General features: G+C 52.0%; 18 protein-coding genes, 1 pseudogene and 2 riboswitches. Of the genes and pseudogenes, 3 read left to right on the forward strand and 16 right to left on the reverse strand.

The window, feature by feature from the left end:
• Positions 1-12 precede the first annotated feature (12 nt).
• From NYE33_RS01540 to NYE33_RS01600, 13 genes and pseudogenes are all read right to left on the reverse strand, one after another.
• Positions 13-1,308 (reverse strand): aspartate aminotransferase family protein, encoded by a 1,296-nt coding sequence (locus NYE33_RS01540; RefSeq protein ID WP_341064516.1) that lies wholly within the window; start codon positions 1,306-1,308, stop codon positions 13-15.
• 160 nt (positions 1,309-1,468) lie between these two features.
• Positions 1,469-3,394 carry a peptidase U32 family protein gene (locus tag NYE33_RS01545; RefSeq protein ID WP_341064518.1) on the reverse strand — a complete coding sequence of 642 codons (1,926 nt, stop codon included), beginning with the start codon at positions 3,392-3,394 and terminating at the stop codon, positions 1,469-1,471.
• Positions 3,395-3,415: 21 nt separating this feature from the next.
• The gene (locus NYE33_RS01550) at positions 3,416-4,207 is read right to left on the reverse strand and encodes an energy-coupling factor transporter transmembrane component T family protein (protein ID WP_042133173.1); all 792 of its coding nucleotides are present in this window, start codon (positions 4,205-4,207) and stop codon (positions 3,416-3,418) included.
• Positions 4,200-5,102 (reverse strand): energy-coupling factor transporter ATPase, encoded by a 903-nt coding sequence (locus tag NYE33_RS01555; protein ID WP_042133171.1) that lies wholly within the window; start codon positions 5,100-5,102, stop codon positions 4,200-4,202. The genes NYE33_RS01550 and NYE33_RS01555 overlap by 8 nt, the downstream gene beginning before the upstream one ends.
• Positions 5,078-5,944 (reverse strand): ATP-binding cassette domain-containing protein, encoded by an 867-nt coding sequence (locus NYE33_RS01560; protein WP_052421644.1) that lies wholly within the window; start codon positions 5,942-5,944, stop codon positions 5,078-5,080. The genes NYE33_RS01555 and NYE33_RS01560 overlap by 25 nt, the downstream gene beginning before the upstream one ends.
• A 19-nt stretch (positions 5,945-5,963) precedes the next feature.
• Complete coding sequence (locus NYE33_RS01565; RefSeq protein WP_042133170.1) at positions 5,964-6,527, reverse strand: Gx transporter family protein; 564 nt, start codon at positions 6,525-6,527, stop codon at positions 5,964-5,966.
• Entirely contained in the window at positions 6,511-6,900 is a 390-nt protein-coding gene (locus NYE33_RS01570) for a NusG domain II-containing protein (RefSeq protein WP_039309813.1), read from the reverse strand. The genes NYE33_RS01565 and NYE33_RS01570 overlap by 17 nt, the downstream gene beginning before the upstream one ends.
• A gap of 207 nt (positions 6,901-7,107) precedes the next feature.
• The gene (locus tag NYE33_RS01575; RefSeq protein WP_305954220.1) at positions 7,108-8,622 is read right to left on the reverse strand and encodes an HD domain-containing phosphohydrolase; all 1,515 of its coding nucleotides are present in this window, start codon (positions 8,620-8,622) and stop codon (positions 7,108-7,110) included.
• Between the two features lie 515 nt (positions 8,623-9,137).
• Positions 9,138-10,103 (reverse strand): alpha/beta hydrolase, encoded by a 966-nt coding sequence (locus NYE33_RS01580; protein ID WP_445669798.1) that lies wholly within the window; start codon positions 10,101-10,103, stop codon positions 9,138-9,140.
• 212 nt (positions 10,104-10,315) lie between these two features.
• Positions 10,316-11,437, reverse strand: coding sequence for an IS200/IS605 family element RNA-guided endonuclease TnpB (gene tnpB / locus NYE33_RS01585; protein ID WP_341064523.1), 1,122 nt, complete (start codon positions 11,435-11,437; stop codon positions 10,316-10,318).
• 304 nt (positions 11,438-11,741) lie between these two features.
• On the reverse strand, positions 11,742-12,764 hold the full coding sequence (locus NYE33_RS01590; protein WP_445669799.1) for an LPXTG cell wall anchor domain-containing protein: 1,023 nt from the start codon (positions 12,762-12,764) through the stop codon (positions 11,742-11,744).
• A 93-nt stretch (positions 12,765-12,857) separates the two neighbouring features.
• Positions 12,858-13,792: pseudogene (locus tag NYE33_RS36415) on the reverse strand (choice-of-anchor A family protein); the annotation flags it as partial.
• Positions 13,763-13,852, reverse strand: a riboswitch (cyclic di-GMP riboswitch). It overlaps the preceding pseudogene by 30 nt.
• Positions 13,853-14,356: 504 nt before the next feature.
• On the reverse strand, positions 14,357-18,190 hold the full coding sequence (locus NYE33_RS01600; RefSeq protein ID WP_341064527.1) for a choice-of-anchor A family protein: 3,834 nt from the start codon (positions 18,188-18,190) through the stop codon (positions 14,357-14,359).
• An 82-nt stretch (positions 18,191-18,272) separates the two neighbouring features.
• Positions 18,273-18,365: riboswitch (cyclic di-GMP riboswitch) on the reverse strand.
• An 848-nt stretch (positions 18,366-19,213) separates the two neighbouring features.
• On the opposite strand from NYE33_RS01600, the gene NYE33_RS01605 reads away from it, so the two are divergent.
• The gene (locus tag NYE33_RS01605) at positions 19,214-19,588 is read left to right on the forward strand and encodes a hypothetical protein (protein ID WP_042133162.1); all 375 of its coding nucleotides are present in this window, start codon (positions 19,214-19,216) and stop codon (positions 19,586-19,588) included.
• Between the two features lie 466 nt (positions 19,589-20,054).
• Here NYE33_RS01605 and NYE33_RS01610 read toward each other — a convergent pair whose 3' ends face one another.
• Positions 20,055-20,477, reverse strand: coding sequence for an ASCH domain-containing protein (locus tag NYE33_RS01610; RefSeq protein ID WP_042133160.1), 423 nt, complete (start codon positions 20,475-20,477; stop codon positions 20,055-20,057).
• 47 nt (positions 20,478-20,524) lie between these two features.
• Complete coding sequence (locus NYE33_RS01615) at positions 20,525-21,502, reverse strand: MmyB family transcriptional regulator (protein WP_341064530.1); 978 nt, start codon at positions 21,500-21,502, stop codon at positions 20,525-20,527.
• A gap of 33 nt (positions 21,503-21,535) precedes the next feature.
• Between NYE33_RS01615 and NYE33_RS01620 the strand changes: the two genes are divergently transcribed.
• Entirely contained in the window at positions 21,536-22,468 is a 933-nt protein-coding gene (locus tag NYE33_RS01620) for a zinc-binding dehydrogenase (RefSeq protein WP_341064533.1), read from the forward strand.
• A gap of 205 nt (positions 22,469-22,673) precedes the next feature.
• Complete coding sequence (locus NYE33_RS01625) at positions 22,674-22,925, forward strand: Atu4866 domain-containing protein (protein ID WP_042133155.1); 252 nt, start codon at positions 22,674-22,676, stop codon at positions 22,923-22,925.
• A gap of 76 nt (positions 22,926-23,001) precedes the next feature.
• On the opposite strand, the gene NYE33_RS01630 is transcribed toward NYE33_RS01625, so the two are convergent.
• Positions 23,002-23,877: an AraC family transcriptional regulator gene (locus NYE33_RS01630; protein WP_231575271.1), complete on the reverse strand. Its 876-nt coding sequence runs from the start codon at positions 23,875-23,877 to the stop codon at positions 23,002-23,004.
• Between the last annotated feature and the right edge of the window lie 121 nt (positions 23,878-23,998).

Raw genomic sequence — 23,998 nt, forward strand, 5'->3', positions numbered from 1 at the left:
GTGCCTCTTTCTTCAATGAATCGCTTGCTTGACCAGGGACAGCACTTCATCCAAGGCAGCAAGCATAGCATCAATATTCTCTGCGGTGACGACCAGCGGCGGCTGGAAGGCGAGAACATTGCGGCCTATGCCGTTTTTGCCGATCAGGTAGCCGCGGTCCTTCATCTCTTCAAGGACATGGTCTGTCCGCTCCGCGGCCCCCTCAGCTTCGGAGCCGGCAAGCTCGGCACCCAGCATGAATCCGGTCCCCCGCACATCGGTGATTAGCGCAGGATAACGCTCTTGAAGCCGGAGCAGGCCTTCCTTCAAACGTCCGCCCAGCTCAGCCGCACGTTCCGGCAGCCGTTCACTCTGGATATAATCCAGCACAGCCAGCGCCGTAGCCGCAGATACAGGGTTGCCCCCGAACGTCGAGGCCGAAGGCTTGTTCAGTGAAGCGGCAATCTCATCTGTAGTCGAAAATGCGGCGACAGGTACGCCGTTGCCCAGTGCCTTAGCCATGCTGATGATGTCCGGAACTACGCCGAAATGCTCAATGGCAAACATAGCTCCCGTACGGCCATAGCCGGTCTGAATCTCATCGTCGATCAGCAGGACACCGTATTGCTCAAGCAGCACCTTCACCTCGCGGAAATAAGACAGGGCTGGCATAATCATGCCGCCATTCCCCTGAATCGGTTCAACGATCATGGCGGCGATAGTATCACCTTTCTCGGCGAGAACACGCTTCAGGCTCTGAATCGACTGCGCAGCAGCTTCTTCCAGCGTCATCTCCGGATGATACGGACGCTCAATGAACGTCACATCTTCATCCAGGTAAGCGTCTGTCCGCCACATTTGCAGGCCGGTCACGCTCATTGTAAGATTGGTCCGTCCATGCAGTCCGGCTTCCAGGGCAATGAACCCTTTGCGTCCGGTATGCATCCGGGCCAGCAGGAGTGCCCCTTCATTCGCTTCCGAGCCGCTGTTAACGAAGAAGGTCCGGCGCAACGCGCCTGGCAGCAGACCCTCCAGACGCTCGGCCAAATCTACATTCGGCTGGGTCAGATAGACGGTCGAGGTATGCTGCAGCTGCTGCAGCTGTGCTATCGTACGGGAGGTAATCGCCGGATTGCAGTGGCCGCAGGCGACAACCGATACCCCGGCGAAGAAATCCGTATATTCTTTGCCGTTCTCATCGTACACGTACTGCATGCTTCCGCGTACCAGTTGCGGGGCATCCCGGTAAAAATGTGCAGTGCACGGGTAGAAATACTGCTTTCTTTTGACGGCTACCGCATCTCTTCCAATGATGTTGCTCTGTTCCATGAAGGTTCCCTCGCTTTCAGCTGCTGATAATCCAAGATGATGGCCATAATGTGGATACGAAGTATAAATCAGCTTATTAGTTTGTGAAAATAATAACTTATCAGTACACCACTTACCGTTATTATACTCGCCCTAGCGTTATTTTAAAATTGAATTATTATTAATTAAATTGCAGTGAGCCCAGTGTGTAGCCCGCGTATACCGGCTTAAGTCCGCCCAGCAGATCATCGCCCAGCTTCGGTCCGTTAAGCGCAGCCTGGTAAGCAGCAATAATCATGCGCAGTTCATCTGTGCTGTAAGTAGCCCCTTCGATCCGGAAGCTCGCAATCCCAAGTCCGTTCATCTCATCCAGCATCGGCAGATAACACAGCTCTTTGGCGAACAGCAGGTGGCAGCGGCCATATTGGTCGCGGTAGACCGGATTCTCACCCTTGTCGGTTTTGAGCACCAGCACATCATTGCTGACAAACTGGTTGTCTTCCTCACCAATCGGCTCCATCACTTCCGTATTCTCGAACAGATCATGCTCCATATACATCAGCGCCGGCGTTCCGTGAACCACAACTTCCAGCGGCAAATCGCTGCGCGAGATGAAGGAGGCAAAGTGCTCCAACGTCATTTCCGGTGAAACTGTAAGCTTCGTAAGGCCGAGTCCGGTATACAGTCCGGCAGACAGGTGGTTGTAAACATTCAGGTTGGCATCGCCAATCATCGGGTAACCGGTCCCGCGGTAGCGGCGGATTGCTCCAAGGTTCGTAATCATCAAGCCGTCAATCGGCAGCTTCTCCCCGTTCAGCAAGTGGTCATATTGATCAAAATGCAGCTCCGTCATCATCCGAGGCATTCCGAGGTACAGCTTGGTCCGGCCTTTGATGGCTCCAAGCTCCTTAATATCCTGCTTCGTGAACGGACGGTCCGGCTCAAACACATCACCCGGAATATATAAGCTCTCTACACCCATCTCCAGCACGACGCGCGCCTGTTCCATATTATTCACCCGCACAGCCAGCTCCGGCTTCGTCTGCTTACTGCGTTTATCTTCGGCCATCCGTTCGCGCAGCTGCATTACCCGTGCTTCGGACAGCTCGCGCTCTGCAGTCGGTGTACTGAATACTTTGCCAGTGCTATAGAACTTGCCTGTACCTTCATAGCGGCGGTTGATATTCGTTAGTCCCGGTTTGCCAAAAGCGTACGCGGTGGAAAAATCACGTTTGCGGTTCTTGTACAGCTCTTTGGAATCCACCGTACGGTCAAAGCCCAGCGGATCATCGATATAGCGGTCAATCGCATCGCCATAGCTGTTGGCCAGGTTCACCATAAACTCCTGGTCGCGCATGCGGCCTTCAATTTTGAAGGAAGTAATACCGGACTCAATCAGCTCCGGAAGATGCTCATACATGAACATATCCTTCACGGCCAGCGGGTATTCCGCAGGGAAGACATAGCCGTCACGTTTGATCCGGTAATCCCAGCGGCAAGGCTTCATGCATTTGCCCCGGTTGCTGCTCATCCCGAACACCTGGGAACTGAAATAGCAGTTCGCTCCGTGCACGGAACACATATCGCCATGGATGAAATATTCCAGCTCTACACCGCTTCTGCTTCCCAGCAGCTTCGCTGTCTGCAGATCCATCTCACGGGAGGTAACGACCCGGCTGACGCCAAGCTCCTTCAGTGCGTGAATCATCTCCAGATTATGCACATTCATCATGACCGAAGCGTGAACCGGAACGGTAAGCTCCATCTCACGGATCAGCTCCAGCACAGCCATATCCTGAACGATCAGCGCATCCGGACGGGCGCCATCCAGAAACTTCAGGTACTCTCGGGCTTCTTCCACGTCTTCTTCGCTAAACAGATTATTTACGGTGACGTATACTTTTTTATCCAGCTTGTGGGCGATCGACACGGCTTCAATTATTTCCTCATGACTTAAGTTATAGCCCTTGCGCATCATTCTCATATTCAGCACCGGACCGCCGAAATACACGGCATCACACTTCGATTCAATCACAGCCTTGAAAATCTCAAACGTTCCGGCAGGTGCCAACAATTCAATCTCTTTACCATTAAAATAACGTGCCATTCTTGTTTCCTCCTAAACTTCCTACAATAATGCTACTGCAATTCCCAAGACAACGAACATAGCAACAAACAGCGTATCAGCGGCGCCCCACCTGAGGCGGTGATACCGGCTGCGCGGCGCATCCATACGGAAGCCCCGGGCTTCCATCGAATACACCAGGTCCTGGGCACGCCGGAAAGCACTGGCGATGACCGGAACCAGCAGGGAAACTAGCATCCGCGCCTTCTCTTTCAAAGGGAGCTCCTTCAGATCCGCGCCGCGCGAGGCCTGCGCCTTCAGAATAATCTGCGCTTCATCAAGAATCGTCGGGATAAAGCGCAGCGCGATGCTGATCATCAGCGTGATCCGGTCCGGTGACAGGCCGAGCTTCTTAAACGGAGCGAGCACACCTTCAAGGCCCTGGTTCAGCTTGCCGGGCGTTGTCGTAAAGGTCAGCAGTGCCGTGAAGGTCAGCAGGAAGAGCATGCGGATGACTGAGAACGCCCCCAGCCGCAGGCCTCCCTCATGCAGAGAGAAGGAGCCCAGCGACCACAGGACATCCCCTTCCTTCACGGACAGGGACTGCACAATGAAGATGAATAACATCAGATAACGCAAAGGCTTCGCAGCCTTAATGAAATATTTTAGCGGGATGCGGGTGGTTGCCATAACAATGATGGAGAACAGGGCTATGAGCCCAATCGCCATCCACGAATTGGACAGCAGGATAATCACTACGTAGAGCAGCATGCCCGTAATTTTGGACCGGGCATCCAGCTTATGGACCCATGAGCCCGTATCAATGCTGCGTCCCAGCAGCAGGCGTTCATTCATGGCCATTCCCCTTTTCTTCCATGCCGGCGGCGTTCTTGCGCTCTGCGAGCAGGGCGGCGATCCGTTCCGCGAGGGCCTCCGCCGTAAGGAGCGGCTTCTCGCCGGCCAGGCCGAAGCGCTGGGCGACGGCCTGCCAGTACCGGAGCGACTGCGGAACCGTCAGTCCGCAGCGCTCCAGGATCGCCGGATCAGCGGCCAGCTCCTGGCCGCTGCCCTGGAAGGCGAGCCCGCCGTCCTTAAGCAGGGCCCAGCTGTCGGCATACGGCAGCAGCTCATCCATCCGGTGCGTCACGATGATGATCGTCCGGCCCTGCTCGCGGCACAGCCGCTCCAGCAGCGCAATCAGCTCGGCGCGGCTTACCGGGTCCAGCGTCGCTGTCGGCTCATCCAGCACGACAATGTCCGGGTCCATCGCCAGCACCGAGGCGATGGCCGCCTTGCGCATCTGTCCGCCGCTCAGACGGAACGGATTGCGCTCAAGCAGGGCCAGATCCAGGCCCATGTCCGTCATCGCTTTGCGTGCCCGCTCCTTGGCCTCCTCCGGACTCACGCCGAAGTTAAGCGGCCCGAAGCAGAGGTCCTTCTCCACCGTATCTTCGAACATCTGCTGCTCCGGGAATTGAAAGACCAGTCCGACCCGGCGGCGCAGCGGAAACAGCTTCGGCGACTTCTCTCCTGCAGTGATAGTCACATCAAGCACCTGCACCGTACCATCTGTCGGTTTCAGAATCCCGTTGAACAGCTGGAGCAGTGTGGATTTACCGGAGCCCGTTGCCCCGGCAATCCCGGTCAGTGACCCCTGGGCAATATTCAGATTAATCCCATGCAGCGCCGTCTGCTTCCACATACTGCGGTCAGCATACGTATAGCTTACTTCCTGAAGTTGTATGGCCATAGTGTGTCTATAAGCTCCTTTTCGCTGGCGGGTACATCCACCGTAATCCCCCTGCTCTGCAGTTCACGGGCAAGACGCCAAGGGTAGGGTTCCCGCAAATGGCATTTCTCCAGCAGGTCTTCATTACGGAACAGCTCCGCAGGCGGCACATCCGCCGCTATGCTTCCGCCATGCAGCGCAAGCACACGGTCCGAAGCCAGGATTTCATCCGGATCATGTGTAATCAGCAGTATCGTGTACGCCCCTTCTGCCTGCATGTCCCGCAGAATGCCCATAAGCTCATCACGGCTGCCTTCGTCCAACATAGAAGAGGCCTCGTCAAGGATGACGATGCCTGGCTTCATGGCAAGAATCGAAGCAAGCGCGACACGCTGCTTCTGTCCGCCCGACAGCTCTCCGGGATGCTTGGACAGCAGATGATCAATGCCCATCTTCACGGTATAGAGATCAAGCCGCTGCTTCATCTCTTCGTAGGGCAGACACAGGCCTTCCAGGCCGAAGAGGATATCTTCCTCTACCGTCTGTCCGATGAACTGGTTATCCGGATTCTGGAACACCATCCCGATGCATTGCCGGATGTCTCCAATTGTCTCTTCCTGCAGCGTATGTCCGCAGACAGTAATCTCCCCGGCACTCTTAGGCAGCAGTGCATTCAGAAGCTTGACGAGCGTAGATTTCCCGCAGCCGTTGGGTCCTACTATGCTTACCCATTGGCCCTGCGGGATAGACACGTTAATATCATGGAGAATCGGATGCTCCGGATCATATCCGAAGGAGACCCCCGCTAGCGTAATAACGGCCGGTTCCTCACCGGCCTCTGTATCATTGTACGATTGATTCATGTTAGTCATCCTTCCGCAGCTAGTGACCCGGTCCGTTCAGGAACTCTTCAAACAAGGATATCTTGGATAGCGAGTCTACGACATACCGCACGGCGAAGCCGACAGCAATCCCTGTCACGATTCCCATAATCAGCAGAACCGGCAAGTAGTATAAAATACTCATTGATTTGAATACAATCGCTGCCGCCAGCAGTTGTCCGGTATTATGGGCTAGTCCGCCGGCAATGCTGATTCCGATTACACTGAACTTCTTGCCCCCCAGCTTAACCAGCGCGAACATGACCACAAAGCTGAACAACGAGCCGAACAGGCTGAAGAGCAGACTGGACAGTGTGCCGAGCAGAAATGCGGTCAGCAGCGTCTTCAGAATGACCAGCACGAATACATCTCGTCCACGCAAAAAGTAAATACAGGTCAAAATCATAATATTGGCGAAACCCAGCTTGGCTCCGGGCATCAGCCCCATTCCCGCAAGCGGAATCTGAGCCTCGACAATACTCAGCACTACGGCAACGGCCGCGAAAATCGCAATAATGACCGTCCGCTTCAGCGCTGTAGCCGATTCACTACTGGACATAGGCATCTACTTCATCCTCCCCCGACCCGCTTGCAATTTCAACTAATACCCGGTGCGGAAGGCATACTATGGTCTGCTTGGGCAGCGTGATAAATCCAAAGCCGAGACATACCTGATCGGGACAATCCGCATCGTACATCTCAATCCCGTAATCATGCACCTTCAAAATGTTATAGCCCCGATCTGTACGGATATCAATGGTTTGCTCTTCTTTGGTAAGCGTTACTGTTTTGAACAGCTTGCCGTCTACCGTTATATTGGCCGTAAGTTCCTTGCCCGGCCCACCTTTATCAGCATCATTTGACAGCCATCTCGGCACCAGAAAAGCAAGCGCAGCAATCAAAACGATAGAAATCAGCAGCACATCTGCGCGTTTCATAGAAATCTCCCTTATTTTTTAATTAAAATCCAGACTTAATAATTATAACGGTCCGCCCGCAATCCTTCAATGAATGTAGTCGTTAATTGTCGCATTTCAATGGCAGTTCACAAAATAGGCACGCAAAGCAGAAGCGGAACCCTCCACAAACTGGATGGCATCCGCTTCTGCAAGAAATATAAGGATAACCGGAAGAACGCTGCATCCTTATCCTGTTTTGACGGGATAGCCTGTTTGAAGAGGTTCCGGCTTCCGTCCAAAGTAAGACAGAAACAAGCCGGCGAATTCCGGGTCCCATTGAGTGCCCCTTCCCTGCTCCAGAATAGCCAGCGCCCGGTCGTGATCCATCCCTTTGCGGTACGGGCGGTTAGAGGTCATGGCATCATAGGCATCCGCCACAGCGATAATCCGGCCATGTAAAGGAATATCCGTACCGGCAAGGCCATCCGGATATCCTTTACCGTCATAACGTTCATGATGGGAACGGACGCCGCCCAGATAGGGTGCCATCTTTTCTACCGGTTCAATCTGCCGCAGAATATTCTCTCCAAGCACCGAATGGCTCTTGATCTGGTCAAACTCCTCATCGGTAAGGGCTTCTTCCTTGAACAGGATGCTGTCCCTCACCCCAATTTTGCCAATATCATGCAGCAGGGCCGTCTTGCGCAGATCGTCCAGCTGCTGCCCGGTAAGTCCGGCCAGCTGGCCGATAATGACAGAGTATTCCGCGACACGCAGGGAATGCCCTGCCGTGTAAGGATCACGGGCATCCAGTGCCACAGCCAGTGTAGTGAAGTAGCTGCCCAGCAGCTGCCGGCTCTGTTGCTCCCGGGCCTGCAGCCCCCGGACCATCATATTAAACCCCGCTACCAGCTTAGAGAATTCATCGGAGTACTCATCCTGCACCTGAATCATATTGCCGTCTTTCACATGATTCATTGCCTGATACAGCTCATTAATAGGGTGCTGCACACTATTGGTCAGCAGCCATGCCGCAATAGAGGAGAAGAGCGTGCCGATCAGCAGCACCATACTCGCCCAGGCCCAGTAACTTTGAAGCCCCACCACAACTACAGGACTCTCATGACCATTCAGACGAATATGGGTAGCCATGATAAACAGGAACAGCGGAAAGGTGCCGATCAGCATGCAGCTCACCAGAAATTTGGGACGGATAGGTACAAATACATGTCCTTCCAGGGAAAAGTCGACGCCATACTGCTCCAGCGCCCGGTTCCTGAATTCTTTGATCAGCGGAATAATGGCCGTACAGGTCAGAAAAAATTCAATCAGCGCATGCATACACGCCACAAGAACAGCGCCGCACATAGCCAGAATCAGATAAAAATAAGGAATAGTAATCCAGCCGTTGTAGATCATCCAGAATGTCATCAGGACAGCCGGGAGGGACAAGCCCAGAAGGTGAGGCCCCATAATCCGCTGAACCGCGCGTTTCGGCAATTGATGTGTATGCAGATACGCCTCTTCCAGCATAGACAAAGTAAGGTTATCTTCATACAGCGCAGTGCGTACCGGTCTGATCTGATTGATAAAAACCCCGATCTCCATGACCGCCATAATCACGAATGACAAGGCGAGCACAAGCAAGAGCCTGAAGTATTCGATGCTGCTAATCTCCAGAGAGGAGAGCAGGATCAAACTCCCTACCGCCAGCACCGCTACTGCTGAGCCGAATATATAATTCCGGATCTGATTTTTCAAAAATCTTCTGTATAATCTCATCTGTCCCATCATCCGTCCCGGCCTCAGCCCAATATCCGCTTGCATTTCTATATATCGCATGTTATAATAATATAATATTTGTTTTCGTGTATGATTATCCCCATCAAGAAGATGTCAGGCCGGTGAATTACTTGTCTTTATTATCGGCAGTTTGGACACAAAATCTTACGTTTTCTTGCAGTACTTTTCCTTTTTATGAGATTAAATTCGAACATAGCATTCCGATTCGCACTGGCGCGGCCACGGAGCCGCAAGGACAAAAGAGAGGTAGGGCTTTTGTCGTATTGGAAGGATTTCTCTCGCCACACGGCTGCTGGAAATAACAAGGAACAACGACACCCGTTTCGCTCACAAACGGCGGGGGATTCATATACCGATAAGACATGGCTGGCTGCTTCCCTGACACAGGGAAAGGCCCCATGTGTGGAACATAATAAGCGCCCGATACCCGCTGTTTGCGGATATCGGGCGCGTCTACGTTCCGGGGACTTTTTTTAGACCCAATCAGCCGCTGCCGGGCTGTGTACATAACGTTCCACGAAGTCGCCTACTGTGCGGATATACTCCCTTTTATCCGTATCATAGGCAAGACCATGCCCCGCTCCATGCACCACCAGCTTCTCCTTCGGACTCTTGCAGGCATCATACAGCTCATCCATCATCGCAAAAGGCACAAACTTATCCGCATCTCCATGGATAAACAGAATCGGCACCCGGGCTTTACGCACCTGATTCAGCGCTGACGCTTCACCGAAATAATAGCCGGCCTTCATCCGCGTTACCAGGCTGGCTATCTGCACAAAGGGAAAGCCCGGCAGATGATACATCCGCCACAGCTGGTAAGTCAGCTGCGCTTTGACTGAGGTGTAGCCGCAATCAGCGACAACGGCTTTGACCTGCGGAGGAAGCTGTTCACCGGCGGTCATTAACACTGTCGATCCGCCCATAGATACGCCATGCAGCACAATTTGCGCCTCCGGCCCGGTCTCCTGCAGAATAAATCCGATCCACTGCAGATAATCACGGCGCTCCGGCCAACCGAAGCCAATATAGTCCCCTTCGCTCTTCCCGTGACCTCTGGCGTCGGGCAGCAGCACATTATATCCCAGGTTGTCATAATAGTTTTTGGCGGTTGCCCCCATGTCCTTAGCCTTGCCGGAATAACCGTGGGCGATAATTACGGTACGGCCCGCAGCACGCTCTGAAGCCAGATAGTAGCCTTGCAGCTTCAGTCCATCTTCCGAGACCAGCTCCACTTCCCGGAAGTTCTGCCGTGCCACCCATTCCGCCCCTTCCCCCCACGAAGCTCCGGCTACCGGCGGGTCCACCTTCAGATCCGGCGTCTTGCCCAGGAATTCCTTGGGCGCCCGCTTAATAGCCACTCCATAAAAGTAAAATCCGGCATAAGCCAAAATCCCCGTGATTACAACCAGCACTACTAGCAGGTATATACCCCACATAACGTTCACCCTTTCAGTAAGCAACCATCCCTTTGAGGAAATGTGTATTCTTGCTTTTGAATTCTCCCCCACTTAGCTAACGCTTGAAGTGGCGGATTCTTGCGAACAGAAGAGTACCCTCTTCTTATGGAGCAAGCGATCCCTGCGTTCCCGCAGTTTTACATTTTTGACGCAAGTGAAATGTTGAATTCTATCGTTTGGTTAGGTGGCGGTTAAACCGCTACTTGTTCAATATTGTGAGCGGCGTTTTCGTCACGGTCATGGATCGTCCCGCAGGCCGTACATGTCCATTCCCGAACGGACAGGTTCTTCACCTCGGGGTGGATCGTGCCACACACATGGCAACGCTGACTGGTCGGCTCAAACGTGTCGGCGATCCGAAGATTTCGTCCATACCATTTCGCTTTATACGTCAGCTGTCGCACCCACTCGCCCCAAGACGCATCAGCAATGGATTTTGAAAGCTTGGGGTTCTGAATCATATTCGCCACACGCAGATGTTCGATACTAATCGTTTGGTTTTCACGAATCAGTCTCGTGGTCAGCTTGTGGAGGAAGTCATTTCGTTTATTGGCAATGCGTTCGTGAATACGAGCGATATGCTGCCTTGCTTTCTTCCAGTTGGAGCCGCCCGGAGTACGCCCAGCCATCCGCCGCTGCCAAAGCGCCAGCTTGTTCTCGTATTGACGGTAAAAGCGAGGATTGGCGATATGTTCCCCGTTTGAGCATACTGCATATTCTTTCAAGCCTAAGTCGATGCCAATAGGTGTATCCACTTGGGGCAGAGGGTTCTTTTGAACTTCGCAAACGAGCGAAACGAAAAATTTCCCGCTGGCGTTTTTACGAACGGTAGCGGACAATATCCGGCCTTCCAGCTTCCGGGAGTTTGCAAAACGTATCCAGCCGAGTTTTGGGAGCTTCAAGCGACTGCCCTCCATGGCGATATTCCCGTTGGTGAATTTGGTCGTGTAACTTTGAATCGGATGCTTTCGGCTCTTGAAGCGTGGCGCTTGATTTTGCTTCTTGAAAAAACGATCAAAGCTATCCGCCACATGACGAGCAGCCGACTGCAAAGCGATGCTATCGACTTCTTTCAGCCAGTCGTATTGTGCTTTTAAACCGGGGAGTTGTGTTGCACAAGCGTGATAAGACAAGCCTTTTCCCGTTTCCACATACCTTTGATTCCAAGCTTCCAAGAAGTAATTGAACACAAAACGGCAGCAGCCAAACATTCGACGAATGAGTTGCTTTTGCTCTGTATTGGGGTAGATCCGATATTTATAGGCTTGATGAACCAGGGGTTTCGAAGAAACCTCCTGCGCAGACACGAGCATGTGCAACACCTCCTTTTAGTGATCTCATTCATATTATAGCACATATGTTCGTCTTGAAATCGAAAACTGCTGATTCATCCCCACCCTATCGAGGGTGGAGTATTCTCAGCTTTTTTAGATAAATAATTTGAGCATAGTATAGCATGGTATCCGTCCAACTAAAAACACTGCCGTCAGTCTGCGCTGCCTGGTGTGTGTAAGTAGTGAGCTACGAATTGAATGCGCTCCCCGTATACAAAAAGACTGCTTCCCGGAGAATCTCTCCGGCAGCAGCCCTCATCCAAACACAGCGGCTTAATCATAATCATTTGCGCTTGTTCACTCTGGCAGTTCTTCTAAGAAGCAGGCCCAGACCGGCAAGAGCAACACCCGTAATATAGTACGGCGCAGGACTTGATTCACCCGTCTGCGGCAGGGTTTGCTCTGCAGTCACACTGCCCAGAGGAATCTCGTCATCGATAATGATTTCTTCAGGTGCCGGTCCTGCTACAGGTGAAGGTCCAGGTGCAGGAACCTCCACAGCTGGCTGTAGCGCTGTTGTTGTCAGCACCGTCACAACCGGTGATGCTGCCGGCCCGAGAGGAACCGGGTCATCAATAATAGTCGTGTCAGTATCAGTCACAATAGTCCCAATCACTGTCGGAGCGGTTGATGTCGGAAATACGAAGCTTGGGACAAAGACGCTCGTGCTGGTTGCTGTTGGTGCCGCTGTAGGTGCTGTTGTCGGTAAAGCGGTCGGCACTGTTGTTGGTGCCGCTGTTGTTGGTGTTGCCGTTGGCGCTGTTGTTGGTGTCGCTGTCGGTGTTGCCGTTGGTACCGCTGTCGGTGTTGCCGTCGGCGCTGTTGTTGGCGTTGCCGTTGGTGTCGGCGTTGGCGCTGTTGTCGGCGTTGCCGTTGGTGCCACTGTCGGTGTTGCCGTTGGTGCCACTGTCGGTGTTGCCGTTGTCGGTGTTGCTGTTGGCGTCGCTGCCGGTGTTGCCGTTGGTGCCACTGTCGGTGTTGCCGTTGTCGGTGTTGCCGTTGTCGGTGTTGCTGTTGGCGTCGCTGCCGGTGTTGCCGTTGGCGCTGTTGTCGGCGTTGCCGTCGGTGTCGGTGTTGCCGTTGGCGCTGTTGTCGGCGTTGCCGTCGGTGTCGGCGTTGCCGTTGGCGTCGGCGTCGCTGCTGGCGTTGCCGTTGGCGTCGGCGTTGCCGTTGGCGTTGGCGTCGCTGCCGGTGTTGCTGTTGGCGTTGGCGTCGCTGCTGGCGTTGCCGTTGGCGTCGGCGTCGCTGCTGGCGTTGCTGTTGGCGTCGGCGTCGCTGCTGGCGTTGCTGTTGGCGTCGGTGTCACTGCCGGCGTTGCTGTTGGCGTCGGAGGATCTTGCCCCTTATAAGGAATATGGTGCGATTCCCCCGATCCTGAGAGCGAAGCTCCGATCAGATTCCCGTTGATTTGACCATTATTAAATTGAATAGAGGCATATGGAGCCAGCACAGATCCCAGAACTCCGATACCTTCGATTTGAAGACTGGTCGCTTGACTGAAGTTATATAAAACTTTACTGTTCATAGCGTTATCCTTATTTCCGTTACCATTAATTCCAGTCCCCATATTCTTCATAGTTACTGTAGTACCGGAGATATTAACTATAGCTGTTGAGCCATCAGGAATCTTAATTCTCAACTCATTTGCACTAGACAGCTTGCTGCCGTCTACAGTAAATATGTTAACACCCGAATTTGTACCTTCCAAAAAGAAATTACCGGAGTTGGCAGTGGTAACCCCATTAACAGGCTGAGAAGCAAGCTGTTGAGATTTCTCTCGGAGCAAACTGAACTGGGCTGCAAAGTCCACAACATTTATTTGTTGTTGTAAGCTTCCTGTCCCCCCGCGCGGGCCGCCGCTGCCGCTATAACTCCCCCGTAGACTACATCACCCACGGTTTCTCCCTGGGAATAATACAGATTACCACCGGCGATGAGAGAGTAGGCTTCCTTCGTTTCCTCACTAGTAAGACTATGTCCCACAGAATAATTAACATTTAAATTCACGTTTCCGCCGGCAGCTAATCTACCTTCAATATCACTATGTTTAACATCAACATCTCCCAAGATGAACACATTATACTTGGATGTATTGCCCGGCAAAGAGTTGCCCTCGGCTTTAACTGAGGTGCTCCCCAGTGAAATAATTCCGCCGCTTCCCACAATCAGAACTGCTATAAGTCCGAACACCGTAAGACGTTTGAATTTTTTTAATTGGAACATACAGCTCACCTCACAGTTAATATAGATATAGGCCACATTTATATAACAAAAAAAGACCGCCGGAAAGAGGATTGCTCTCTTTACGGCAGTCGGACGATCATTGCGCTCCATCGCGCTTTAGACTCCTGGACTTTGCGTCCCGTCCTTTCGAACGGTTTGCGTTTATACGTCAGTGGAAGATTAGGTTGTGAAATTATGTACTAAATCAAACTTTTATACTAATGTCTATGACATTCGTTACTTTGGAACTATTTTTAGTTTATCCGCTATCAGGGCTGATTGTCAATGAAATCCTTTGAAACATCTGGTAATAGATTATATCTGCTGATTCATTCCAAAGCACTGTTACAAAAGGTTTTTTTAAAGAATCTATAGCTTTTTCACCTAAATCCCGATCCTCTCATCGCCCTCGATGGCACCTACAAGAATATTTTGGAACCATGTATAAAGAACTAATTTAAATATTGCAAATTTTAATATAAACACGAGGGCCCATGATCGTAAAGACGCACCTCTTTCTCCTTAGCACATTTTCTTTTACGAGGAAACATAATAACAAATGTATATCCCACATAAAAAAGACTGCTTTCAGGAGAACGTCTTCTCCCAAAGCAGCCTTTTCCCGATTTAGCGGTGATATCGCCAGCCTTTCGGAAAGGATCTTACGGATTGCATTTATTTACGTTTATCTGTTCTGGATCTTCTGCCGAGGAATATTCCCAATCCTGCAAGGGCTAGACCGACTAAGTAATAAGGAGCCGGACTGGACTCACCAGTCTTCGGAAGCGCGGCATCCGCAGGTACATTGCCTAACGGAATCTCTTCATCAATGATTGTCACAATCGGCGTTGGACTTGGTGTTGCGCTTGGGCTTGGCGTTAGGGTTGGACTTGGTGTCACCACTACCGGCCGAGGTGTTGCTGTTGCCACAGGGCCCAAAGGCAGCGGATCATCACTGATTATGGTATCCGGATTTACAATATAGCCGATTATTGGAGTTGGCGTTGGCACTACATTAATAAAGACGGGCGGTGCAGACGATGGCACTGGTGCCGGTGGTAATGTCGGTGCTGGTGTTGCCGTTGGTGTCGGTGTCGGTGTTGGCTCTACTGTTGGTGTTGGTGTTGGTGTCGGTGTCGGTGTCGGTGTTGGCTCTGTTGTTGTTGTTGGTGTTGGTGTTGGTGTTGGTGTTGGTGTTGGTGTTGGTGTTGCCGTTGGTGTTGGTGTTGGTGTCGGCTCTGGCGTTGGTGTTGGTGTCGGTGTTGGCTCTGCCGTTGGTGTTGGTGTCGGTGTTGGCTCTGCCGTTGGTGTCGGTGTCGGTGCTGGTGTTGGCGTTGGTGTTGGCTCTACTGTTGGTGTTGGTGTTGGCTCTGCCGTTGGTGTCGGTGTCGGTGCTGCCGTTGGCGTTGGTGTTGGCTCTGCCGTTGGCGTTGGTGTTGGTGCTGCCGTTGGTGTCGGTGTTGGATCTGCCGTTGGCGTCGGTGTCGGTGCTACTGTCGGTGTTGATGTTGGATCTACTGTTGGTGTTGGTGTTGGCTCTGCCGTTGGTGTCGGTGTTGGCTCTGCCGTTGGCGTTGGTGTTGGCTCTGCCGTTGGCGTTGGTGTTGGTGCTGCCGTTGGTGTCGGTGTTGGATCTGCCGTTGGCGTCGGTGTCGGTGCTACTGTCGGTGTTGATGTTGGATCTGCTGTTGGTGTTGGTGTCGGTGCTGCCGTTGGCGTTGGTGTCGGCTCTACCGTTGGTGTTGGTACTGCTGTCGGTGTTGGTGTTGGATCTGCTGTTGGTGTTGGTGTCGGCTCTGGCGTTGGTGTCGGTGCTGCTGTTGGTGTCGGTGTTGGATCTGCCGTTGGCGTCGGTGTCGGTGCTACTGTTGGTGTTGGTGTCGGCTCTGGCGTTGGTGTCGGTGCTGCTGTTGGTGTCGGTGTTGGATCTGCCGTTGGCGTCGGTGTCGGTGCTACTGTTGGCGTTGGTGTTGGCTCTACCGTTGGTGTTGGTGCTACTGTTGGCGTCGGTGTCGGTGTTGCCGTTGGCGTTGGTGTTGGTGCTGCCGTTGGCGTTGGCGTTGGCGTTGGTGTTGGTGCCGCTGTTGGCGTTGGTGTCGGTGCTGCCGTTGGCGTTGGTGTCGGTGCAGCCGTTGGCGTTGGTGTCGGTGCTGCCGTTGGCGTTGGCGTTGGTGTTGGCGCTGCCGTTGGTGTTGGTGTCGGTGCTACCGTTGGCGTTGGCGTTGGTGCTACCGTTGGCGTTGGCGTTGGTGCTGCTGTTGGTGTCGGTGTTGGTGCCGCCGTCGGCGTTGGTGTTGGTGCTACCGTTGGTGTTGGTGTCGGTGTTGGTGCCGCCGTCGGCGTTGGTGTTGGTGTCGGTGCTGCTGTTGGTGTTGGTGTTGGATCTGCCGTTGGTGTTGGTGTTGGCTCTGGCGTTGGTGTCGGTGTCGGTGCCGCTGTTGGCGTTGGTGTCGGTGCAGCCGTCGGCGTTGGTGTTGGCTCTACCGTTGGTGTTGGTGTCGGTGCTGCCGTTGGCGTCGGTGTCGGTGCTGCTGTCGGCGTTGGTGTTGGCGCTGCTGTCGGCGTTGGTGTTGATGTCGGTGCTGCCGTCGGTGTTGGGGTCGGCGCTACCGTTGGTGTTGGTGTCGGTGCTGCCGTTGGCGTTGGTGTCGGTGCTGCCGTTGGTGTCGGTGTTGGTGCTGCCGTTGGTGTCGGTGTTGGTGTTGGTGCTGCCGTTGGCGTTGGTGTTGGCACTGCCGTTGGTGTCGGTGTTGGATCTGCCGTTGGCGTTGGTGTTGGTGCTGCCGTTGGCGTTGGTGTCGGTGCCGCTGTTGGTGTTGGTGTTGGTGCTGCCGTTGGCGTTGGTGTTGGTGCTGCCGTCGGCGTTGGTGTCGGTGCTGCCGTTGGCGTTGGTGTCGGTGCCGCTGTTGGCGTTGGTGTTGGTGCTGCCGTTGGCGTTGGTGTCGCTGTTGGTGTTGGTGTTGGTGCTGCCGTTGGCGTTGGTGTTGGTGCTGCCGTCGGCGTTGGTGTCGGTGCTGCCGTTGGCGTTGGTGTCACTGTCGGTGTTGGTTTCACTGTTGGTGTTGGCTTCACTGTCGGCGTTGGTTTCACTGTCGGCGTCGGCTTCACTGTCGGCGTCGGCTTCACTGTCGGCGTTGGTTTCACTGTCGGCGTTGGTTTCACTGTCGGTGTTGGCTTCACTGTCGGTGTTGGCTTCACTGTCGGTGTTGGCGTCGGAGTGCACTTAGGTGTCGGCGTTGGCTTCACTGTCGGCGTCGGCTTTACCGTTGGTGTCGGCGTCGGCTTCACTGTCGGCGTCGGCTTTACCGTTGGTGTCGGCGTCGGCTTCACTGTCGGCGTCGGCTTTACCGTTGGTGTTGGTGTCGGCTTCACTGTCGGTGTTGGCGTCGGAGTACACTTAGGTGTTGGCGTTGGTTTTACCGTCGGTGTCGGTTTCACCGTTGCTGTCGGTGTTGGTGTTGCGGTTGGTTTTACCGTCGGTGTCGGTTTTACCGTTGCTGTCGGTGTTGGTGTCGGTGTTGGAGTTGGTTTCACCGTCGGCGTTGGCGTTGCGGTCGGTTTCACTGTTGGTGTCGGGCTTGGTGTTGCGGTTGGTGTTGGCGATGGGCTGGGTGTTGGTGTTGCGGTCGGTGTCGGACTTGGCGGCGGTCCATCTCCCTCGTATGTTCCAAGGTGCATTTCTACTCCGCCGCTAAAAGACTTGGCAATTAGCGTTCCGTAAAGCTCTGCACCGGAATAATTAACATCCGCCTTAGGCGCCAGTATCGTTCCCAAGAAGGTCGTATACGCAATATTCACCTTGGTCGCTTCGTAGAAATTGAACAACACTTGACTTGCTCTACCGTTATTCATTGCGAAGCTTGGTACATTGACCGTAGCTCCACTTATGTTAATAATTAACGTGGCATTCTGGGCAATGTTGAATTGAATATTGTTTGTATTCGCCAGCGTTGCCGCATCCAGATGAACTACGTTGAAAAGATCCGGCGCACTTATTGTAAGTGTTCCATAATTATTACCAACTTCTTTCGTAGCGGACAATGCCCCGTATGCTGCAGAACGCGAGATCAGATACTGCTTCTCAGCCGGGAAATCAATCGGGCTTCCCTGCTTCTTCGCGCCTATAATGTTCACACTAGGCTCATTGGCTTCAATGGTGTCCCCATACACAACGTTTCCGTAGATTTCTCCGCTGCCCGAATGTTTAAACTTCTTGCCGGCAACGAGTACGTCGGTGGCTGAAGAATTCCTGTAGGCCCTGGCTACCCCGTAACCTCCAGAGAGAGTAATATTCCCCCCCGCTGCAAGACGGCCTTCAATTTGATCATTGCCTTGCGTGAAATCGTCAAAGATAAAAGCATTAAAATTCCCGGCAATCCCCAAGACCGGCGTTGGATTGTAAGGCACACCAGATGTTGCCCTTACCTCCGTCCCCCAAGTGAAGGCGCTACTTACGGTCAGTACGCCCGCCAGAATAAAGGCGGCCGCTTTTCGCATTTTTTTTCTCAATAATCTACACCTCCTATTCAACTATTCTATGAAATCGCCGCAAAACTATAACAAAAAAAAGACCGCCACGAAGGGTTAGCTTCACGGCGGCCGGACGACCATAGCCCGGACTTAAGGGGCATCAGATTCCTGACTTTGCGTCCCGCTCTTTCGAAACGGTTTGCGTTTGTACATGATTGATATGAAATTGGAAAAGCTTATGTAATACCCAAGTGAAATCTGTGATATTTGTTACTTTAGAACTAACTCCAGTTTAGATGCCGACTGGCATATTGTCAATATATTTCCAATTCATTTCACAGCTATTTTTTTAAAGAAAAAAGATTAAAAAAACCTTTATCTATAAGGATTTATACAAGATGAGAATATAACTTCCTGACGAAAAAGGTCGATAATTCCGCTAATTCGCCGCAGTATTTTTCCCTTTTCACAGAGCTATTTCTTACAATTTTAAATATTAAAATTTAGTATTTTAGTCCTATTCCTTCTCCCTTCCCCCAACTCATCTCCGCTAAAGCAACCTCACCATGGTAAACGCGAAGAAACGGGCGCCATCCCCTTTAAGGATACCGCCCGTTTTCCGTTCATACCGGAGAGCTCTTTTATAGTAAAGGCCCTATGATATTCATATATTTTCACAAAAACTGGCGCCTAAGCAAACCCTGGCAGCAGTCTTTAATCGACATTTCTAGGGAGTTTGCGTAGAGGGCTGAAAATCTGCACACGCAGGAATCCATTTTTAGAGCAGCTGAATCCAGCCAATCATTGACACCCAGAGCGGAACGCTAAGGAATAACCCGAATAATAAACCGCGGCGGAGATTTCCTTCATGACTCATTGCCATTCTCCTTTTAAACTGATTTATTTTTAATCTTTATTATTTCAATTTTAATATAAAATAATTTTTCCTATTTTATTGTGAATTATGTCACATTAATAGCCTTCTTTTTTAAATACCATTGATTTTTTTTGAACTTCGGGTTAAATTACGAATATATGTTCTCATTAGAGGGGGTGAGATTGATGCACAGAGCAGAGAGCCAGGACAATATGCTGGTGAAATCGTATATCTTGCTGCCGCTCATTTTATCCGCCTTTGAACGCGATGCTTCCATCCTATCTGCAGAGCTGCGTACACCCGCTCCTTACCTGGAGGTTGTCCGGACAGCGGCGGGTGCAGCCATAGCCGATCTGCGGAATGTCCGCACCGAGATGAGAGCCCGTGGTCTGAAGGTCTATGCACAGCAGCAGCTGGAAGTTGGCATTGAAGCCAAATTTGTCTGCAGGGGTTATCATGAACGGATGCTGCTGCTGGATGATGTCATTACCGCCCAGTCTACTATCCGCATGCGCAGATATCTGGGTCTTGGCACTCCGGATTCAACCGCCTTGAGATGAACAGCATTCTGGCGATGTTAATTCTCAGCGTTTCTCCCCTCATAAAAAAGAGGCCCGCCATGATCGGCAAGACCTCAGGGTACCATATTACACCGGGGGATGTTTGGTAACCCCAATATACATCCCTTACCTGAAAATAAGCTGATACCCAGATAAAGATTACATTAAAATCGTCCAATACCCAAGCGTGCCGCAGATAACCACAGCCGCTACGGGATACAGGATCTTCCGGCTTACCTGATCCTTAAACACAATAAACAAACAAAGCATACAAAGCCATGCGATAAGAAGGCTGCCCATCTCTTATGCATACGCTCCTTCCCGGCAATTCTGCCCTGGCTCCTGCAGCATACCGCCGCAGAGTCCGCTTTCCATATATATAAGAAGATTACCCGCTGATTATCCCTATCATACCCGCTGACAGCTGATCTGCATGAAATTTTTATTTATTTGGCCACAAACGGATTCACCACTCCTGCTCAAGAACGGGATATTCCCAGAAACCTAAGCGCCCCTTGGCAGCTATAGGATGAGCCAGCGCAACTACCCCCTCCAGCTTCCAGGCATACCGGCCTTCTGCATAATCGCCGAACACATATTCATTCCCGCCCGGCCAGCTCTGCTGCGCCTGCTGAGGCGTAACCCCACAGCAACCGGCCAGCCGGCTGGTCGCAAGGATTACTCCGGAGGGCAGATTATCCGCGGTGTAGCCGTGCCGGGCAAGCACTGATTGATACGGCTCCGTCTTGCATATGGCCTTATCTACCTGCATACCGGCATGGATGGCTAAATCCCCCCGGTAAGACGTCGGCCAGGAACGGGTCTCAATCTGTTTTTCACCCAGCGCAATTAAGGTGGCCCAAGGCTGGCGAATCGTCAGACACTTCATACAAGGCTTGCCTCCATTCCAGAAAACACATATTGTCCAGTTTACACTCAGCTTTCCAGTTGTTCAAAAACTGTATGAGCAGCTTCATCGACCGGTAAGTAGGCCTCAATTCTTGGATATAGATGATGGCCCGCGGAAATATGAATTTGCTTGTACCGGATAGGAACCAACTTATCTGAGGCACCCATTCTGGCTAAGATCATTTTGTGCTGACCAGGCTCGGTACCTGTGTTATCAGGCCGCTTATTCCAGTACTTATTGAAATCACTGTATTGCCGGAGTCTTTCGAGGCTATGCGTATACCATGGCTCCTGTCTGGAGCCGGTGTGTATTTTTTGATAAGCATGTATACCCTCCACTGCATGAGATTCCCATAATTCAAAGGATGCGGCATTGAAGGTCGAGCGGGAGCGCACAGGATAATCCGCATTGAAGTGAAGATCTGCCATATTCAAGTCTTTATAGAAAGCTTGATGTGCAGGCAACTCAAATAACCGGCTAAACCGTTCATTCACCGCCTTGATATTTAACATGTGGTTCACAATCATTGCCGGCAGCGGCAGGCTGCTCAGGATCTGCCTCACTTCTTCCAGCGCCTGCTCCATAGCTGCTCCTTCAAGAGCCGGATAGACCGGGAGATAACCGGCAGCCAGCAGCAGAGCATTCCGTTCAACGGCTGTACACTCCAGATATTCAGCAATACAGATAATCATCCGGCGATCCGGCATGCGGTGTGAGCGTCCCATTAATAGGTTTTTATACGTAGGGCAAGCCATATCGTTAAGCTCCTGCTGAGTAAACCGTTTCAACAACGGATGGGGTTGATTAGCATAATCCAGTTGACGTGTTACGCGAAGATTCTCAATTTCAGCGATTACCCCCTTCAACGTCTCATCCTGAACGTCCCTATCCTTACGTATAGTCATCAGGCTCACCGCCTTTACCATATTGAGGTGTAGTTCTACTCTTGGTACAAGCCAATTCCTACAGTATACTCCACTATGAAAACAGGGCGCAATTTCCATTACGCTTCTAATTATATTTATGGAGGAGATCCTATGAATCGTGCAATTGTTACAGACTCACCGGCTAATGGATATTTGACCGTCAAGGAAGTCGCCGCACCGGAGGCCCAGCCCGGGGAGGCAATCGTTAGAGTGCATGCTTTCTCCCTTAACCGGGGTGAAGTTGTTGATGCAAGGAAGGAGGCTGAGGGATTCCGGCCGGGCTGGGATTTTGCCGGAACTGTTGTCCAGCAAGCCCGGAATGGCACCGGACCCAGAGAAGGAAGCCGTGTCACCGGGCTTCTCCCGATGGGGGCATGGGCAGAGCGGGTGGCTGCACCTGCTTCGTTCCTGGCAGAGATACCGGATAACATAACCTTCGCCCAAGCCGCCACTTTGCCTGTAGCAGGCCTGTCCGCACTTTACACCCTTAGAAAGGGCGGAATGCTGCTCGGCAAGAAAATATTGATCACCGGCTCCACTGGAGGCGTGGGAATCATGGCTCATCAGTTAGCCGCACAGTCCGGGGCATTTACAGTAGGTGTAGCAAGAACAAAGGAAAAAGCCCAGGTTGCCCGGGAAGCCGGCGCTAATGAGGTTGTGGTTGGAGAAGCTGCGATATCTCAGGCAATTCCTTACGGGCCTTATCATCTAATCGTGGATTCGGTGGGCGGTGATACACTGGCTGCTTTGATGCCTCAGCTGGAACCGGGAGGGACCCTAGTCTCGATGGGACATTCAGCCTCTCCTTACTCCACACTTGATGTCAGAGGCTTAGGCGGCAGAACCTTGTACAGCTTCTTTCTTGGAGAAGAAGTTAGCCGTTACTCCGTAGCCGACGATCTCAAACTGCTGGCCGGCCTCCTCTCAACAGGCCAATTAACCCCCCGCATTGAAGTGGAAGCGTCATGGGAGAAGATAGCGGAGGTATCCGAGGCGCTGCTGGAACGCAGATATTCCGGTAAGGCCGTGCTGTTGACCGAATAATTCTGATATAAAAAGCGCCTGTAAAGCACGCACGACAGATATGGCAAACCCGTTTCACCACAAAAGAGGTTAAATTGGTCATAATGTTCTCAATCTCTTAAATGGAGGATTAGGCAACAATCTCAATGAATCAGGCTACCCCCCATTGTATTGAAGGAGGATAATAAACATGCAGAACTAAATAAAGAAAGAAAGGATGAATATAATGGAAGATAGCATTAACCCCTTCCATCCTTATATTGGAATGTGGGTAACCGCAGATGGTTATATAAGGCATGAATTGCTGCCTAACGGCCGCTATGCTGAAGCACGCGGAAGCAGAAAAAGCGCTTATCAAGGAAGTTATTCTATTACAGGTGATCATATTGAATATGTAGATGATACCGGCTTCACCGCCGATGGTGATTTTCGCGATTCGGTGCTCTATCACGGAGGCATGGTCTTGTATCGGGAGTAAACCAAGTTTCCACATAACAGGAATAACAAAAACACCGCATTCTCAGGAGAATTGGCGGTGTTTTTGTGTGATGCAACTATATCGTTTCCCGGAACCGATGTACATCCCGAATAGGCGGCTGGCCGAACAAGCGGGCATACTCACGATTGAACTGCGTGGCGCTCTCATAGCCAACCTGATAAGCGACACTTGTCGCATCGCTCGTTGTCGCCAGGAGAATTTTCCGAGCTTCTGTCAGCCGCAGGCGTTTCTGATACTGGAGGGGGGTCATTGCCGTCACTTCTTTGAAACAGGCAAAAAAAGATGATTTGCTCATTCCGGCTGCTTGCGCGAGCTTCTCCACCCGCATGGGTTCCGCATAGTGGAGATTCATCCCTTCAATCACGTGGGCAATTTGATGGGCACGGCTGCCCAAGAGAGCGAACTGCCGTATAGAGTCCCCTTGCTCAGTCTGCAGCATACGGTAAAGAATCTCGCGCACTGCATAAGGAGCCAGCACCGGTAGATCATCCGGCGTATCCAGCAAACGGATTAGATGCATGACAGCCTCATGAAGCGGATCGCTCATCCGGCTGATAACCAAAGCGCGGGGAGGTTCTTGTCCTGTGTTTTCTGTGACATTGGATTGTTGAATCACATCCAAAATCTGATCCATATCGAACTGTAGCTGAAGGGACAAGTACGGGGTCTCTGGAGAGGCTTCAATGACTTGTCCGGTAATTGGCAGGTGCACGGAAGCGGCCAGATAGCTTCCGTGATTATAACAATAGCTTTCCGGCCCCAGCATTACCCGCTTGGCACCTTGAGCAATCACACACAGGGATGGCTTGTATACCGCAGGCACTGGCGCGGATATGTCGGAAGAACGAATAAAAGAAAGAGCAGGATAGGCGGTAACGATGGTCCCATCTTGTACGGCAATACGTTCGATTCGTTCGGTCAATTCAGTCAAGCGTATTCCTCCATTCTGCGACTATTACAATTTACTTTATTGCATTTTGGAGGATTAGGCAATCTCTTCACAGTATCCGGCTACCGCAAGCTTTGAAGTCGGCAGCATAATGAACATGTAA

The sequence above is a fragment of the Paenibacillus sp. FSL R10-2199 genome (assembly GCF_038000235.1).
Taxonomy (GTDB): Bacteria; Bacillota; Bacilli; order Paenibacillales; family Paenibacillaceae; genus Paenibacillus_AQ; species Paenibacillus_AQ phytohabitans.